The organism is Pseudomonas poae (genome assembly GCA_028869255.1).
Classification (GTDB): domain Bacteria; phylum Pseudomonadota; class Gammaproteobacteria; order Pseudomonadales; family Pseudomonadaceae; genus Aquipseudomonas; species Aquipseudomonas poae_C.
Map to the genome: position 1 here is coordinate 6047427 of CP110972.1, position 14529 is coordinate 6061955.

The 14529-nt window shown below is 61.5% G+C and carries 14 protein-coding genes and 3 pseudogenes; 9 read left to right on the forward strand and 8 right to left on the reverse strand.

Features of this window, described 5'->3' with window-relative positions:
- Positions 1 to 85 precede the first annotated feature (85 nt).
- Positions 86 to 1005: pseudogene (locus LRS56_27380) on the forward strand (LysR substrate-binding domain-containing protein).
- Positions 1006 to 1183: 178 nt separating this feature from the next.
- Positions 1184 to 3160 (forward strand): methyl-accepting chemotaxis protein, encoded by a 1977-nt coding sequence (locus LRS56_27385; protein ID WDU62419.1) that lies wholly within the window; start codon positions 1184 to 1186, stop codon positions 3158 to 3160.
- Between the two features lie 58 nt (positions 3161 to 3218).
- Here the strand turns inward: LRS56_27385 and LRS56_27390 are convergent.
- Together LRS56_27390 and LRS56_27395 are read right to left on the reverse strand one after the other, a co-directional pair.
- Positions 3219 to 4714, reverse strand: a pseudogene (locus LRS56_27390) (YifB family Mg chelatase-like AAA ATPase).
- A 226-nt stretch (positions 4715 to 4940) separates the two neighbouring features.
- Complete coding sequence (locus LRS56_27395) at positions 4941 to 5201, reverse strand: accessory factor UbiK family protein (GenBank protein ID WDU62420.1); 261 nt, start codon at positions 5199 to 5201, stop codon at positions 4941 to 4943.
- A gap of 421 nt (positions 5202 to 5622) precedes the next feature.
- On the opposite strand from LRS56_27395, the gene glnK reads away from it, so the two are divergent.
- The 4 genes from glnK to LRS56_27415 all read left to right on the forward strand — a co-directional run bounded on the left by glnK (position 5623) and on the right by LRS56_27415 (position 8397).
- Positions 5623 to 5961: a P-II family nitrogen regulator gene (glnK, locus tag LRS56_27400; GenBank protein ID WDU62421.1), complete on the forward strand. Its 339-nt coding sequence runs from the start codon at positions 5623 to 5625 to the stop codon at positions 5959 to 5961.
- A gap of 34 nt (positions 5962 to 5995) precedes the next feature.
- On the forward strand, positions 5996 to 7333 hold the full coding sequence (locus tag LRS56_27405) for an ammonium transporter (GenBank protein WDU62422.1): 1338 nt from the start codon (positions 5996 to 5998) through the stop codon (positions 7331 to 7333).
- 210 nt (positions 7334 to 7543) lie between these two features.
- Positions 7544 to 7969 (forward strand): secondary thiamine-phosphate synthase enzyme YjbQ, encoded by a 426-nt coding sequence (locus tag LRS56_27410; GenBank protein WDU62423.1) that lies wholly within the window; start codon positions 7544 to 7546, stop codon positions 7967 to 7969.
- Positions 7970 to 8070: 101 nt separating this feature from the next.
- Positions 8071 to 8397, forward strand: a complete 327-nt coding sequence (locus tag LRS56_27415; GenBank protein ID WDU62424.1) for a hypothetical protein — start codon at positions 8071 to 8073, stop codon at positions 8395 to 8397.
- Positions 8398 to 8590: 193 nt separating this feature from the next.
- On the opposite strand, the gene LRS56_27420 is transcribed toward LRS56_27415, so the two are convergent.
- From LRS56_27420 to LRS56_27445, 6 genes are read right to left on the reverse strand one after another with little or no spacing between them, the layout of a single operon-like run.
- Entirely contained in the window at positions 8591 to 9286 is a 696-nt protein-coding gene (locus tag LRS56_27420) for an HAD family hydrolase (GenBank protein ID WDU62425.1), read from the reverse strand.
- Positions 9283 to 10182, reverse strand: coding sequence for a tyrosine recombinase XerC (xerC, locus tag LRS56_27425; GenBank protein WDU62426.1), 900 nt, complete (start codon positions 10180 to 10182; stop codon positions 9283 to 9285). Before xerC ends, LRS56_27420 begins: the two co-directional genes overlap by 4 nt.
- A gap of 2 nt (positions 10183 to 10184) precedes the next feature.
- Positions 10185 to 10901, reverse strand: coding sequence for a DUF484 family protein (locus LRS56_27430; protein ID WDU62427.1), 717 nt, complete (start codon positions 10899 to 10901; stop codon positions 10185 to 10187).
- A 13-nt stretch (positions 10902 to 10914) separates the two neighbouring features.
- A complete protein-coding gene (gene dapF / locus LRS56_27435; GenBank protein ID WDU62428.1) occupies positions 10915 to 11745 on the reverse strand; it encodes a diaminopimelate epimerase in 831 nt (276 codons plus the stop codon).
- Positions 11746 to 11748: 3 nt separating this feature from the next.
- Complete coding sequence (gene lysA, locus LRS56_27440) at positions 11749 to 12996, reverse strand: diaminopimelate decarboxylase (GenBank protein WDU62429.1); 1248 nt, start codon at positions 12994 to 12996, stop codon at positions 11749 to 11751.
- A 9-nt stretch (positions 12997 to 13005) separates the two neighbouring features.
- Complete coding sequence (locus LRS56_27445; protein WDU62430.1) at positions 13006 to 13173, reverse strand: lipoprotein; 168 nt, start codon at positions 13171 to 13173, stop codon at positions 13006 to 13008.
- A gap of 238 nt (positions 13174 to 13411) precedes the next feature.
- Between LRS56_27445 and cyaY the strand changes: the two are divergent.
- The 3 genes and pseudogenes from cyaY to rnk all read left to right on the forward strand — a co-directional run bounded on the left by cyaY (position 13412) and on the right by rnk (position 14526).
- Positions 13412 to 13760 (forward strand): annotated as a pseudogene (gene cyaY / locus LRS56_27450) (iron donor protein CyaY).
- A gap of 2 nt (positions 13761 to 13762) precedes the next feature.
- Positions 13763 to 13981 (forward strand): DUF1289 domain-containing protein, encoded by a 219-nt coding sequence (locus LRS56_27455; GenBank protein WDU62431.1) that lies wholly within the window; start codon positions 13763 to 13765, stop codon positions 13979 to 13981.
- A 131-nt stretch (positions 13982 to 14112) separates the two neighbouring features.
- The gene (rnk, locus tag LRS56_27460) at positions 14113 to 14526 is read left to right on the forward strand and encodes a nucleoside diphosphate kinase regulator (protein ID WDU62432.1); all 414 of its coding nucleotides are present in this window, start codon (positions 14113 to 14115) and stop codon (positions 14524 to 14526) included.
- Positions 14527 to 14529: the final 3 nt, after the last annotated feature.

The window sequence follows — 14529 nt, forward strand, 5'->3', positions numbered from 1 at the left end:
GATAAAAGCGATCGCTCGCATGATTAAAACTCATGCCTGTTGGATTCTGATAGGGTTTCAAAATTGCGCTGTCGGAGCTTTCCCAATGTCCCGTCGTCTTCCTCCTTTGTATGCCTTGCGCGCCTTTGAGGCGGCTTCCCGGCACAACTCGTTCACCCGTGCGGCAGAAGAGTTGTCGATTACCCAAAGTGCGGTCAGCCGGCATATCCGCACGCTTGAAGAGCATTTCGCCTGCCGCCTGTTCCAGCGCAGCGGGCGCAACCTGCAACTCACCGAAGCGGCGCGCCTGCTGTTGCCCGGCGTGCGCGAGGGCTTTGCCGCGTTGGAGCGGGCCTGCCATACCCTGAACGCCGAAGATGACATCCTGCGTATGAAAGCGCCGTCGACCCTGACCATGCGTTGGCTGTTGGCGCGCCTCAGCCGCTTTCGGCATCTGCAGCCGGGCAATGAGGTGCAACTGACCAGCGCCTGGATGAACGTGGACGAGGTGGACTTCAATCAGGAGCCTTTCGACTGCGCGGTGCTGCTGAGCTACGGGCATTTCCCCGCTGACTGGGAAGCCTGCTACCTGTTCCCCGAACTATTGATTCCCGTCGGCGCGCCCAACCTGCTGGAAGATGGGCCATGGGATGTCTCGCGGCTGGCCACCGCCGAATTGCTGCACCCCACGCCCGACCGGCGGGACTGGCGCAATTGGCTGGAGCGTATGGGGCTGTCCTCTCAGGTATCGCTCAAGGGCGGGCAGGTCTTCGACACCCTTGAGCTGGGCATGATCGCCGCTGCGCGGGGTACGGCGTGTCCATGGGCGATTTGCTGATGGTCGCTGAAGACGTGGCCCAGGGTCGCTTGAGCCTGCCGTGGCCTACTGCTGTGGCCAGCGGGGAAAGTTATTACCTGGTATGGCCGAAAACCCGTCCCGGTGGCGAGCGTCTGCGACGCTTGGCGGATTTCCTCCAGGGCGAGGTGCAAGCGATGGTGTTGCCTGCGGTAGAACGCCTGGATTGAAGGGTTTGAGGTGCTGGTGCGCAAGCGTTTGCGCGAAGCCCCTGTGAATTGCTCAAGTATTAGCTCCGCCCGCCGAAGTAGGGGTGTTGGGACCATCGTGCTCCAACGTTTCCTACCAGATAATTTGCCGAGCAGCGCTATGAGATCAGGATGATCCTGGCCTCGGTCAGGAGCCTTCATGTCTCAACCTCGCGCCCGAATAGCCTCCCAGTTAGGCATCGCGTTAGCCGTGATACTGGCTGTCGTCATCAGCGGCAGTACGGTATTTGCCTTGCGTTCCCTCGACTCCGCCAACCTCGACACCCGCGAGGAACACTTGGCCAGCGAGGCGCGCTTGCTCGCCGACCAGCTCAATACGTTCCACAGCACCTTGCGCGAGAGCACTCAGCGCCTGACGGGGCTGTTTGAAAAGCGCTTCAGCGCCGGTTTGAGCGTGCAGGCCGATCAGTTGGTCACCGTGGCCGGAGTGCAGACACCGAGCCTGCTGTTGGGCGGTGAAGTGCTCAACAACAACTTCACCGAAGTTGACGAGTTCAAGCAGATGTCCGGTGGTGTGGCCACGGTGTTTGTGCGCAGCGGTGAGGACTTCATCCGTGTCAGCACTTCCCTGACCAAGCAGGACGGCAGCCGTGCCATCGGTACTGTGCTTGACCGCCAGGGCCCGGCCTACCAGCGTGTGCTCGGTGGCCAGGCTTATATCGGGCGCGCCGTGTTGTTCGATCGCTCCTACATGACCCAGTACAGCCCCGTACGGGACAGCAGCGGCAAAGTGATTGCCGTGCTGTTCATCGGTTTTGACTACACCGACGCGCAGGCCGCCCAGTTTGAAAACCTCAAGCGCTTCCGCATCGGCCAGACTGGCTCCCTGGCGTTGCTCGACGAGCAAAAGCGCTGGCTGGTGCCGCCGGCCGGTGTGCAGGCGCTGGACCAGTCGGTTCCAGTGATGCTGGACCTGGCCAAGACACCCGGCAAAGGCCGCTTCTGGAGCGACAAGAACGAAGACTTCTACAGCGTTTCGGTGCCGTTCGAGGGTGGCCCCTGGGCCGTGGTCGCGAGCATGCCGAAAGCCGAAATCCGCGCAGTCACCTGGTCGGTCGGTATTCGCCTGGTGATCGGCAGCATACTGGCGATGTTGCTGGCGGTCGGTGCCACGGTCTGGCTGCTGCGCAGCAAGTTGCAGCCCCTGAGTGACCTGGTGCGGCAGGCCGAGGCCCTGGGCGCGGGCGATTTGAGCGCACGCTTGAATGTCTCCAGCCATGACGAAATCGGCCAACTGGCGCGCAGTTTCAACCAGATGGGTGAAGCGCTGTCGACCATGGTCTCGCATATCCGCAAGGCGGCCGAAGAGGTCAACAGCCGTGCCCAGGCGTTGTCGGGTCTTTCCGGCGGTGCCTATGAAGGCATGGAGCAGCAGTCCGGCGAGATCACCAGCATGGCCGGCGCGGTGGAAGAGTTCAGCGCCACCTCGCTGAACATTGCCGACAACATGGGCAATACCGAGCGCCTGGCCCAGGAAAACGCCCAGCAGACGCGTATTGGCCGCACCTCGATGCAAGAAGCGTCGTCGTCGCTGGAACATATCGCGGCTGCGCTTAACAGCACCGCCACCGTGATCAACACCCTGGGCCAGCGCTCCCAGGAGATCGGCGGCATCGTCGGCGTGATTACCTCGATTGCCGAGCAGACCAACTTGCTGGCACTCAACGCCGCCATTGAAGCCGCACGCGCCGGTGAGCAAGGCCGTGGTTTTGCCGTGGTTGCCGACGAAGTGCGCAACCTGGCGTCGCGTACCCGTGAGGCCACCGATGAAATTTCCGGGATGATCCAGAGCATCCAGAAGGAAACCGGCAATGCCATCAGCACCATGGAGCACGGTAACGTGCTGATGCAGGAAGGGCTGTCGCGCAACGCCGACGTAGCCTCGGCGCTGGCGCGGATCGACGAGCAAAGCCGCTCGGCGGGTCAGCAGTTCGCCGCAATCACCACGGCGACCCAGGAACAAAGCAGCACCGCGACCTTGCTCAGCAGCAACCTGCAAAGCATTGCGCTGGCCAACAGCGAGCAGCGTGAAGTGGTGTCGAACCTGGCGATCACCGCCAAAGAGCTGGAAACCTTGGCGGCAAGCTTGCGTCATGAGGTAGATCGGTTCCGCTGAGATCCGACCGTCCAGTGTGGGGGGGCTTGCCCCTCCCACATTTTGCTCTGCACCCTGCTCAAGTGATTGCCGCGGGGCGGTATTGCAGGGCTTCCTGCAGATGGTGGCGAGCGATGGCGTCCAGCTGTTCCAGGTCCGCCAGCGTGCGTGCCACCTTGAGCAGTCGATGGGCCGCCCGTAGCGACAGCGTCAGCCGTTCGCAGGCGGTCTCCAGCCAGCGTTCATCGACTTTCGTCAGCTTGCAGTGCTTGCGCAGCCCCGGCAGATCCAGGAACGCATTCGCACACCCCTGACGCCGCAACTGGCACTCCCGCGCCTGGGCCACCTCTGCCGAGGCTTTCGCCGTGTTATCTCCATCCTGTTGGGTGGGGTTCAGTGCGGTGGTCTCCCGGGCGACCGTCACATGCAAATCGATGCGGTCCAGCAAGGGGCCGGAGAGCTTGTTGCGATAGCGCTGGATCTGCTCCGGCGTACAGCGACATCGCCCGCTGGGTTCGCCCAGGTAACCGCAGGGGCAGGGGTTCATCGCCGCGACCAGCTGAAAGCGTGCGGGGAAACTCACCCGGTCGCGCGCGCGGAAATCACGATATGCCCCGACTCCAGCGGCTCTCGCAGCACCTCCAGTACCTTGCGATCAAATTCCGGCAACTCATCCAGAAACAGCACGCCATGATGGGCCAGGGTTATTTCCCCCGGCTGCGGTTTCGAGCCGCCACCCACCAGTGCCGGGCCTGATGCCGAGTGGTGCGGCTGGCGAAACGGCCGATGGGGCCAATGGCTCAAGGGCGCCAGGCTGACCACCGATTGAATCGCGGCGACTTCAAGGGCTTCCTGCTCGCTCAGCGGCGGCAATAACCCCGGCAGGCGGCTCGCGAGCAAGGTCTTGCCGGTGCCGGGTGGCCCGCTGAACAACAGGTTATGCGCGCCTGCTGCGGCAATCAGCAAGGCGCGCTTGGCCGCCAACTGGCCCTGTACTTCACTCAGGTCCGGGTACGGCTTGTTCAGGTACAGCAAGCCATCGGACTTGTAAGGCTCAATCGGCACCAGCCCATTCAGGTGCGCCACCACCTGCAGCAAGTGATCCACCGCAATCACCTTCAAGCCCGACGCCAGGCAGGCCTCTTCGGCATTGGCCCTGGGCACTATCACGGTGCGCCCGGCTTTGCGTGCCGCCAGCGCGGCCGGCAACACGCCTTTTACTGCCCGCACTGCGCCCGACAGCGCCAATTCCCCCAGGCATTCCACGTCATCGAGCATTAACGCCGGCACTTGCACGCTTGCCGCCAGAATCCCCAGGGCAATCGCCAGATCAAAACGCCCGCCGTCCTTGGGCAGGTCGGCGGGCGCGAGGTTAAGGGTGATGCGGCGGGCTGGGTATTGCAGGGCCGAGTTGAGAATGGCGCTGCGCACACGGTCCTTGCTCTCCTTGACCGCCGTTTCCGGCAAACCCACCAGCGTAAGGGACGGCAGACCATTGGCCATATGCACCTCGACGGTGACGGCTGGGGCTTCAACGCCGATCTGGGCGCGGCTGTGGACGATGGCGAGGGACATGCTCGTTCCTTGAGAGAGGGGGCCGCTTCCTGCGGGTTTTTCAAGGGTAGACGAGGTGGGGAAGAGCGAGGCGGGGGAGGTTTTACAGAACGTATCCGTGGTGCAACGCAAAACAAATGTGGGAGCGGGCTTGCTCGCGAATGCGGTGGGTCAGTCAGCATCTATGTGCCTGACAGACTGCATTCGCGAGCAAGCCCGCTCCCACGTTTTGACAGAGTTGTGACAGTTACTCGGCAGTAGGTGCCAACCGCGCTTCCAACTCCGCCACCTTCGCTTCCAGGCTCTCTAATCGCGCACGTGTGCGGGCCAGCACGACCATTTGGCTATCGAACTCTTCGCGGCTCACCAGATCGAGCTTGCTGAAACCGCTTTGCAGCAACGCCTTGAATTGGCTTTCGATTTCATTGCGGGGCAGCGGGGTGTCGCCGCTGAACAGGCGAGAGGCGTGGCCGCTCAGGGCGTCGAGGAGGTCTTTGGGCGCAAGCATGGGAAACATTCCGGAAAAACTGTTGGCGGGCAGTGTATCACGCAGCGTCTATAGTCTTTTTCACGGCTAGACGCGCACGCTTTTCGCGCATGGGGCTGGGCGGTGGCGCACTATTTTTGTGCGCATTGCGGTCGCCAGCCGGCCCCGCAGGTGGGCTTCAGTGGGCAAAGGGCTGATTTCAGTGATTTTTACGGAGCTGGCAAGGTTTCTGCTTAGACGATCATGACCCATGCACTGATGCAGTCGCTGTGACGAATGCAGTGCGCCGACGGATCAGGGGTACAGGTTTCGTCACCAGTGGTTCGCTGGCGTCGCCAAGGCAACTGCCTGCGACGACGCGTTACAAAGCCAGGCACTGCGCTTAGACTTGAGACGGGTTTGTTTTCCTGGGGCAAGTCCACCAATTCGGGAGAGAGTTTTCATGAAGCTAGTCACTGCCATCATCAAGCCGTTCAAGTTAGACGATGTACGCGAGTCGTTGTCCGAGATCGGCGTGCAGGGCATTACCGTTACTGAGGTCAAAGGCTTCGGTCGGCAGAAGGGTCACACCGAGCTGTATCGCGGCGCGGAATACGTGGTCGATTTCCTGCCGAAGGTGAAGATTGATGTCGCCATTGACGACAAGGATCTTGACCGGGTTATCGAGGCGATAACCAAGGCCGCCAACACCGGCAAGATCGGTGACGGCAAGATCTTCGTGGTCAATCTGGAACAGGCTATTCGCATCCGTACCGGCGAAACCGATACCGACGCAATCTAAGCCGCCAAACCCCAACGCCCCAGGAGAAAACAATATGACTCTGCGTAAATTCGCAGGGCTCGGAGCCCTGTTGTCCATCGTAATGCCAAGCCTGGCCATGGCGGCAGACGAAGTGGCTGCTCCAGTCCTCAATTCCGGCGACACCGCATGGATGCTCACATCCACCGCGCTGGTGCTGTTCATGACTATTCCAGGCCTGGCGCTGTTCTACGGCGGCATGGTGCGCTCCAAAAACATTCTTTCCGTGATGATGCAGTGCTTCGCCATCACCGGCCTGATCACCATCTTGTGGTTCGTTTACGGCTACAGCATGGCGTTCGACACCACCGGGATGGAAGCAGGCGTCGTCAACTTCAACTCGTTCGTGGGCGGCTTGTCCAAGCTGTTCCTGTCGGGTGTGACCCCGGCGAGCATCACCGGCCCGGCGGCTCTGTTCCCTGAGGCGGTGTTCGTCACCTTCCAGATGACCTTCGCGATCATTACCCCTGCGCTGATCGTCGGTGCCTTCGCCGAGCGTATGAAGTTCTCCGCGATGCTGATCTTCATGGGCGTCTGGTTCACCCTGGTCTACGCGCCGATTGCCCACATGGTATGGGGCGGTCCGGGTTCGTTGCTGGGCGACTGGGGCGTGCTGGACTTCGCCGGCGGCACCGTAGTGCACATCAACGCCGGTGTGGCTGGCCTGGTGGCGTGCATCGTGCTCGGCAAACGTAAAGGCTTCCCGACTACACCGATGGCGCCTCACAACCTGGGTTACACCCTGGTCGGTGCGGCCATGCTGTGGGTTGGCTGGTTCGGCTTCAACGCCGGTTCCGCCGCTGCGGCCAACGGCACTGCCGGTATGGCGATGCTGGTTACCCAGATCGCTACCGCTGCTGCGGCACTGGGCTGGATGTTCGCCGAGTGGGTCACCCACGGTAAGCCAAGCGCACTGGGCATCGCCTCGGGTGTGGTGGCCGGCCTGGTAGCCGTCACCCCAGCCGCTGGCACCGTGGGCCCGATGGGCGCCCTGGTGATCGGCCTGGTCGCGGGTGTGGTTTGCTTCTTCTGCGCCACCAGCCTCAAGCGCAAGCTGGGCTACGACGATTCCCTGGACGCGTTTGGCGTGCACGGTATCGGCGGTATTGTTGGTGCGATCCTCACGGGTGTGTTTGCGGCGCCTGCTCTGGGCGGCTTCGGCACCGTGACTGACGTGGCTGCACAGGTCTGGATCCAGGCCAAAGGCGTCGGCTTCACCGTGATCTACACGGCTATCGTGACTTTCATCATCCTCAAGGTGCTGGACATGGTCATGGGCCTGCGGGTTACCGAAGAAGAAGAGGCTGTGGGCCTCGACCTGGCGCAACACAACGAGCGTGGCTACAACTTGTAAGCATGCGAAAAAAAGATGCCCGGCTTGCCGGGCATTTTTTTGTCTGGTGTTTGTCTGTGGCTAAAGGTGTATGGGTTTTGCGTCGACTTTGTGATGGGATCCATGCGGCACTTTTAGGGGGTGCGAATGTCTTACAGGCATGTAGGCGTATTCGGCACTTTGTTTTTTCCCAGAGCGCGCTAGAATGCGCGCCGATGGGCGGAGAACTGTATGTGGCAACAGACCCTGATTACCCTGCGGGCCAAGCCCCGGGGCTTTCACCTGGTAACGGACGAGTTGCTTGCCGGCCTGCCTGAATTGAAGGCGTGTCGTGTGGGCCTGTTGCATCTGTGGTTGCAGCACACCTCGGCCTCGTTGACCGTCAACGAGAATGCCGACCCGGCGGTTCGTCGTGACTTCGAGCGTTTCTTCAATTCGCTGGTGCCGCAAGGCCGGGCAGGATTCGAGCACAACGACGAAGGCCCGGATGATCTGCCGGCGCACTTCAAGGCCAGTCTCCTGGGCTGCCAGCTGAGTTTGCCGGTGAAGGCCGGCCGCTTGGCAATGGGGACATGGCAAGGTGTTTATCTGGGCGAGCACCGTGACCATGGCGGTGCTCGTAAAGTCCTCGCCACCTTGCACGGTGATGGGGCATAAGCCACTGGAAATCCGGTGGATGTGATTTTTTTCCGGCGACCTCGACAGAGGGTGAGGCTGGGCTATAACTAATCTGCTTTTCGCAAGTCATGAGGTAGAACATGAGCGACGATGATCTGGAAAACGACGAACTGGAAGTAGGTGACGAAGACGACACCGAAGAAGGTCTTGAAGCGGCGGCGGAAGACGTTGCTGACGACGACGGTGGCGATGATGCGCCTGTTCCGGCTGCCAAAGGCAAGGCCAAGGCTGCTGTTTCGGTAGACGAACTGCCGAGCGTTGAGGCCAAGAACAAAGAGCGCGATGCTCTGGCCCGTGCGATGGAAGAATTCCTCGCTAAAGGCGGCAAAGTGCAGGAAGTCGAGGCAAACGTGGTGGCAGATCCACCGAAGAAGCCGGACAACAAGTACGGTAGCCGACCTATCTGAGGTCAGCCACATGCTTGCTGAGAGAGCCCGCCGTCGCTGCGGGCTTTTTCATGCCTGTAACAAAGCTTGCAGGTCGCCATCAATCAAATGTGGGAGCGGGCTTGCTCGCGAAAGCGGTGGATCAGTCAGCATATTCATCAACTGACAGACCGCTTTCGCGAGCAAGCCCGCTCCCACATTTTGATCTTCGATGTTACTGCCAACTGCGAAGCAACGGCGGCAACTCCGTCAGGCTGCGAATCTGCGCATCCGGGCGCTTTTCCCCTTCCCACGCCTTGCCCGTCGGGTTGAACCACACTGCGCGCAGCCCCGCCGCTTGTGCCCCGGCAATGTCATCGCCTGGGTGATCGCCGATATGCACCGCCGCAGAGGCATCCACGCCGCCACGCTGCAACGCTTCCTGAAACAATCGTGCATCCGGCTTGGCGATACCGATATCTTCGGCGCGCAAGGCAAAGTGGAAATAGTCCGCCAGGCCCACGCGCTGCACGTCGGCATTGCCGTTGGTGATGACGCCCAGCAGGAAATGCTGGCGCAGCGCCCGCAGCATCGGTTCGGCTTCCGGAAATGGAGTGAGCTGGTGCCGTGCGTGAATGAACGCCTCAAAGCACACATCGGCCATTTGCGAGGCCTCGGGCTGTGGATAACCGGCCTCTTCGAAAGCGTGCATCAGCACGCGGTGGCGCAGCACACTGATGCGGTGTTTCAGCTCGGGATGGCGCTCCAGCACCTGCTGGCGAAGGCGGCCGAAATGCTCCAGCGGCAGGTCGCCGACCTTGGAGGCGTTAACCGCCAGCCATTCGCGCATCGACGCTTCGGCGCTGATGATGACGGGTACGTTATCCCAGAGTGTGTCGTCCAGGTCGAAGGTGATCAGCTTGATACTCATGAGTCGCCGCCCTTGATGCGTTTGGCCCGTGGATGGGCACTGTCGTACACCGTAGCCAGGTGCTGGAAGTCGAGGTGGGTGTAAATCTGCGTGGTCTTGATGTCGGAGTGGCCGAGCAGCTCCTGTACCGCCCGCAGGTCCTGGGACGATTCAAGCATATGGCTGGCAAAGGAGTGCCGCAGCATATGCGGGTGCAGGTTCTGGCCCAGCTCGCGTTCGCCGGCGGCCTTCACTCGGACCTGGATCGCCCGTGGCCCAAGGCGCCGGCCTTGCTGGCTGACAAATACCGCATCGTCTGCGGGGTTGGTCAACAGGCGCAGTGGCAGCCACAGTTCCAAGGCCTCCCGGGCTTTCCTGCCCACCGGCAGCACGCGGGTTTTACTGCCCTTGCCGAGCACTTGTACCAGGCCGTCCGCCAAGTCGAGTTGATCAAGATTCAAGCCGGTCAGCTCTGACAGGCGCAAGCCTGAGGAGTAGAACAGCTCAAGAATCGCTTGGTCACGACGGGCCAGGAAGTCATCCTCTACCGCGCCATCGAGCAATTGCAGGGCGCGGTCGGTGTCCAGGGTCTTGGGCAGGCGCCGTTCGCCCTTGGGCGGGGCTAGGCCGTTGGCTGGGTCGTGGTCACACAGGCCCTCGCGGTTGAGGTAGTGATAAAGGCCGCGCACCGCCGACAGCAGGCGCGACAGGCTGCGCGACGACTGGCCAGCCTGGTGCAGGCGCGCAACCAGGCTGCGCAGGCTCTGGATGTCCAGGGCCTTCCAGCTGCCAATCTGGTGTTTTTCGCAGTACGCCAGGACTTTGTTCAGGTCCCGTCGGTAAGCTTCCAGGGTATGGGGCGACACCTGGCGCTCGTTGCGCAGGTGAGCGCAATAAGCGTCCAGTTGCCGTTCCATGGCTAGCGCACCGCGCGCAGGGCAGTGGTGAAGCGCGGCAGGACGCGGCCCAGCACTTCGGCGATATAGGTCAGGAACAAGGTGCCCACCGAGCTTTTGTAGTGCGCAGGGTCGCGGCTGGCGATGGCCAGTACGCCATGCAGCCCCTGATGGCTGAGGGCGACCACAGCGGTAGAGCCGATCTGCTTGCGCTGTTCGGCACCGAACAGGAAGTCCAGCTCATGCTCGCGCAGGGTGCCGCTGATGGTCTTGCCCTCGGACAACAGGCCGCCAATCGCGGTTTGCGCGTCGCCACCGCTGACCCAGCGACCCACCGGCATCGGGTTGTCGCTGAACAGAATCAGGCTCACAAAGGGGACCTGGAAGTCCTGGCGCAGGCTGTCTTCCACGGCAATCACCGTTTCTTCCAGGCTGCTGGCGTCCATCAACGTAAGAATCAGGCGGCGGGTTTTGTCGAAAAGACGGTCGTTGTCGCGGGCCACGTCCATCAGGTGCGAGAGCTTGTGGCGCATTTCGATATTGCGCTCGCGCAGGATTTTCATCTGCCGCTCCACCAGCGACACGGTATCGCCGCGCTGGTGGGGGATGCGCAGGGCAGGCAGCAGTTCTTCGTGTTCGACGAAGAAGTCCGGATTAGCCTCAAGGTACGCCGCGACAGCAGCGGCCTCCAGACTTTCGCTCGGGGTAGCTTGTGCGGGTACTTGAGGCTTATCAGTCATTAGCTTTGCTCACTCATAGACGGACCTGTCCTTCGTATACGCGCGAGGCCGGCCCGGTCATCATCACCGGGTGGCCAGGGCCTGCCCATTCGATGGACAGGCGTCCACCGGGCAGGTCGATCAACAGCGGCGAATCCATCCACCCCTGGCTGATCGCGGCCACGGCAGCGGCGCAAGCACCGGTGCCGCAAGCCTGGGTTTCGCCGGCGCCGCGTTCCCATACGCGCAATTGTGCGCGGGAACGGTCGATCACCTGTAGGAAACCCACATTGACCCGTGCAGGAAAGCGCGGGTGGTGTTCGATTTTCGGCCCCAATTCATGCACGGGCGCGTTATTGATGTCGTCGACGCGCAATACGGCATGGGGGTTGCCCATGGACACCGCGGCCAGGTCGACGGTTTTGCCGTCGACATCCACCGCATAGCTGGTTGCCTGCTCGGTGGCCTGGAACGGAATATCCGCCGGCACCAGGCGCGGCGCGCCCATGTTGACGCTGATCTGGCCGTCGCTGCGGATATCCAGCTCGATCACGCCGCTTTTGGTCTCGACGCGGATCTGGCGCTTGGCGGTCAGCCGCTTGTCCAGCACAAAGCGTGCGAAGCAGCGCGCACCGTTGCCGCACTGTTCCACTTCGGAACCGTCGGAGTTGAAGATCCGATAACGGAAATCCACCTCCGGGTTACTCGGCGCCTCAACGATCAGCAATTGGTCGAAGCCAATCCCGGTGTGGCGGTCGCCCCACTGTTTAGCGTGTTTGGGCAGGATGTGCGCGTGCTGGCTGACCAGGTCGAGGACCATGAAGTCATTGCCCAGCCCGTGCATTTTGGTAAAACGCAGCAGCATGGCTTACTCCGGCAGCAGGCTTTCGCCAGCATACAACTCGGCTACCGTCTCGCGGCGACGCACTTCAAACGCTTGATCACCGTCCACCAGCACCTCGGCGGTACGCCCGCGGGTGTTGTAGTTGGAACTCATGACAAACCCGTAGGCACCGGCCGAATGCACGGCCAGCAGGTCGCCTTCTTCCAGGGCCAACTGACGATCCTTGGCCAGGAAGTCGCCGGTTTCGCAGATCGGGCCGACGATGTCATAGGCGCGGGCTTCGCTGTCGCGAGGCGTCACGGCGGTGACATTCATCCATGCCTGGTACAGCGCCGGGCGGATCAGGTCGTTCATCGCCGCATCGACGATGGCAAAATCCTTGTGCTCGGTGTGCTTGAGGTACTCGACCTGGGTCAGCAACACGCCGGCATTGGCGACAATATAACGGCCCGGCTCGAACATCAGCGTCAGGTCGCGGCCTTCGATGCGCTCGCGCACGGCCTTGATGTAGTCGGCCACCAGCGGTGGCTCTTCATCGCGATAACGCACGCCCACGCCACCACCGAGGTCGATGTGGTGCAGGTAGATGCCGCATTCGCCGAGGCGGTCGATCAGCGCCAGCAGGCGGTCGAGGGCATCGAGGAACGGTGGCAGGCTGGTCAGTTGCGAGCCGATATGGCAGTCGACACCCAGCACTTCCAGGTTCGGCAACTGGGCGGCACGGATGTACACGTCTTCGGCGTCGGCAATGGCGATGCCGAACTTGTTCTCTTTGAGACCGGTGGAAATGTACGGGTGAGTGCCGGCGTCGACGTCCGGGTTGACGCGCAAGGAGATCGGCGCACGCACGCCCATCTCGGCGGCCACAACCTGCAGGCGTTCCAGCTCATCGGTGGATTCGACGTTGAAGCAATGCACGCCGACTTCCAGGGCGCGGCGCATGTCTTCGCGGCTCTTGCCGACGCCGGAGAATACGATCTTGTCAGCCTTGCCGCCGGCGGCCAGTACACGCTCCAGCTCGCCACGGGACACAATGTCGAAACCGGCGCCCAGGCGTGCCAATACGTTCAGTACACCCAGGTTGGAGTTGGCCTTGACGGCGTAGCACACCAGGCTCGGGATGCCTTGCAGCGCATCCGAAAAGCTGCGGTATTGGGCTTCGATATGGGCACGGGAGTACACGTAGGTCGGGGTGCCAAAGCGCTCGGCAATCACAGACAGCGCCACGCCTTCCGCGAACAGCTCGCCGTCCCGGTAGTTAAAAGCGTCCATGGGGTTCCCTTAGTAGGTGTCGTGCTTATGCGCTTTGGTGGGCTTTTGCGATGATTGCGCCTGTTCATTCGGGTCTTTGCTGTCATCGGGCAGGTACAGCGGGCCTTTTTGACCACAGGCACTAACGAGGCAGGCAACCGCGACGAGCGCAGCAAGGGACGAGATCAGGCGCTTCATGGCGAAATCCTTGAATATGCATTAATTGCGCCCGAGTATACCGACCACCCGCCAGCTTGCCTATGCGCTGGAATACCCGTCTGGCGGGGGTTTGGCGAGACGCTAGGGAAACGTCCTACGCTATTCGGGGATATTTCATTCCGTCAGTCGTGATGAAATCGGTATCCTTTGCAATCAGCGGGGCTCGTCCGTATCGTGCGGCGCTTGAGCAAAACCAGACACTTTTGAGGTTGCCACAATGAGTTTGACCGAAGCCCGTTTTCACGACCATGGTGGATTCGACCCAGCAGGCGCTGGAAGATATTTTCGACGACAGCGGCCTGGACGTGGACCTGGAAAACTCGGCCGGCGTGCTGACCGTCAAGTTCGAGAACGGCACTCAACTGATCTTCAGCCGCCAGGAACCTTTGCGTCAGCTGTGGTTGGCTGCACGTTCGGGTGGTTTTCACTTCGATTACAACGAAGAAGACAACAATTGGCAGTGCGATACCAGCGATGAGCTGCTGAGCGAAATGCTCGCACGCCTGGTCCAGGAACAAGCCGGTGTGGAGCTGGGCTTCGATGAGCTGAACCCCGACGAGAACTGATTGTGACCCAGCCTGCACCTGTACGCCCGCCCAAGCCGCTGTTCAGTAATGTCAGCCCGGCGGTGCCGTCACCTTGTATCAGTTTGTGTCGCCTGGACGAGCAGAAAGTCTGCCGCGGCTGCTTCCGCCACGTGGAAGACATCCGGGAATGGCGCTCTGCCGATGATCAGCGGCGCCGAGTGATCGTCGCGCAGGCCGAGCAACGCAAGGCCGCGCCTTGAGCCCGCCTTGTTTATTTGCGGTGCTGTGGTAGTGTCCGGGTACGCCTCAACTCATCGAGGCCCGTGAGAACCCCGCCTTTTTCTGGCGGGGTTTTGCTTTTTTGTGCAGAAAAAAGGAGTCTGCCTGAATCATGACCACCGCACCGTCCATCATCCTCACCCGCCTTGACGTGCAGCGTCTGGAGCAATTGATCGACCGCCTGGGCGACGAGGCTCCTGGCGTCGAAGCATTGCAAGCCGAACTCGACCGCGCCGAAGAAGTGGTTGGCCACGATGAAGTGCCTGCGGGTGTCGTGACCATGAACTCCAGCGTGCATTGCCGTGAGCAAGGCAGTGGTAAGGACTATCACCTGACCCTGGTTTACCCCAAGGACGCGAACGCGGACGAAGGCAAGATCTCTATCCTGGCGCCGGTGGGCAGCGCTTTGCTGGGCCTGCAGGTGGGCCAGCACATCGACTGGCCGGCCCCCGGCGGCAAGACCCTCAAGCTTGAATTGCTCAGCGTTGAAGGCCAGCCCAAAGACGGCGGCGCGTTCTCGCTTTAAAAA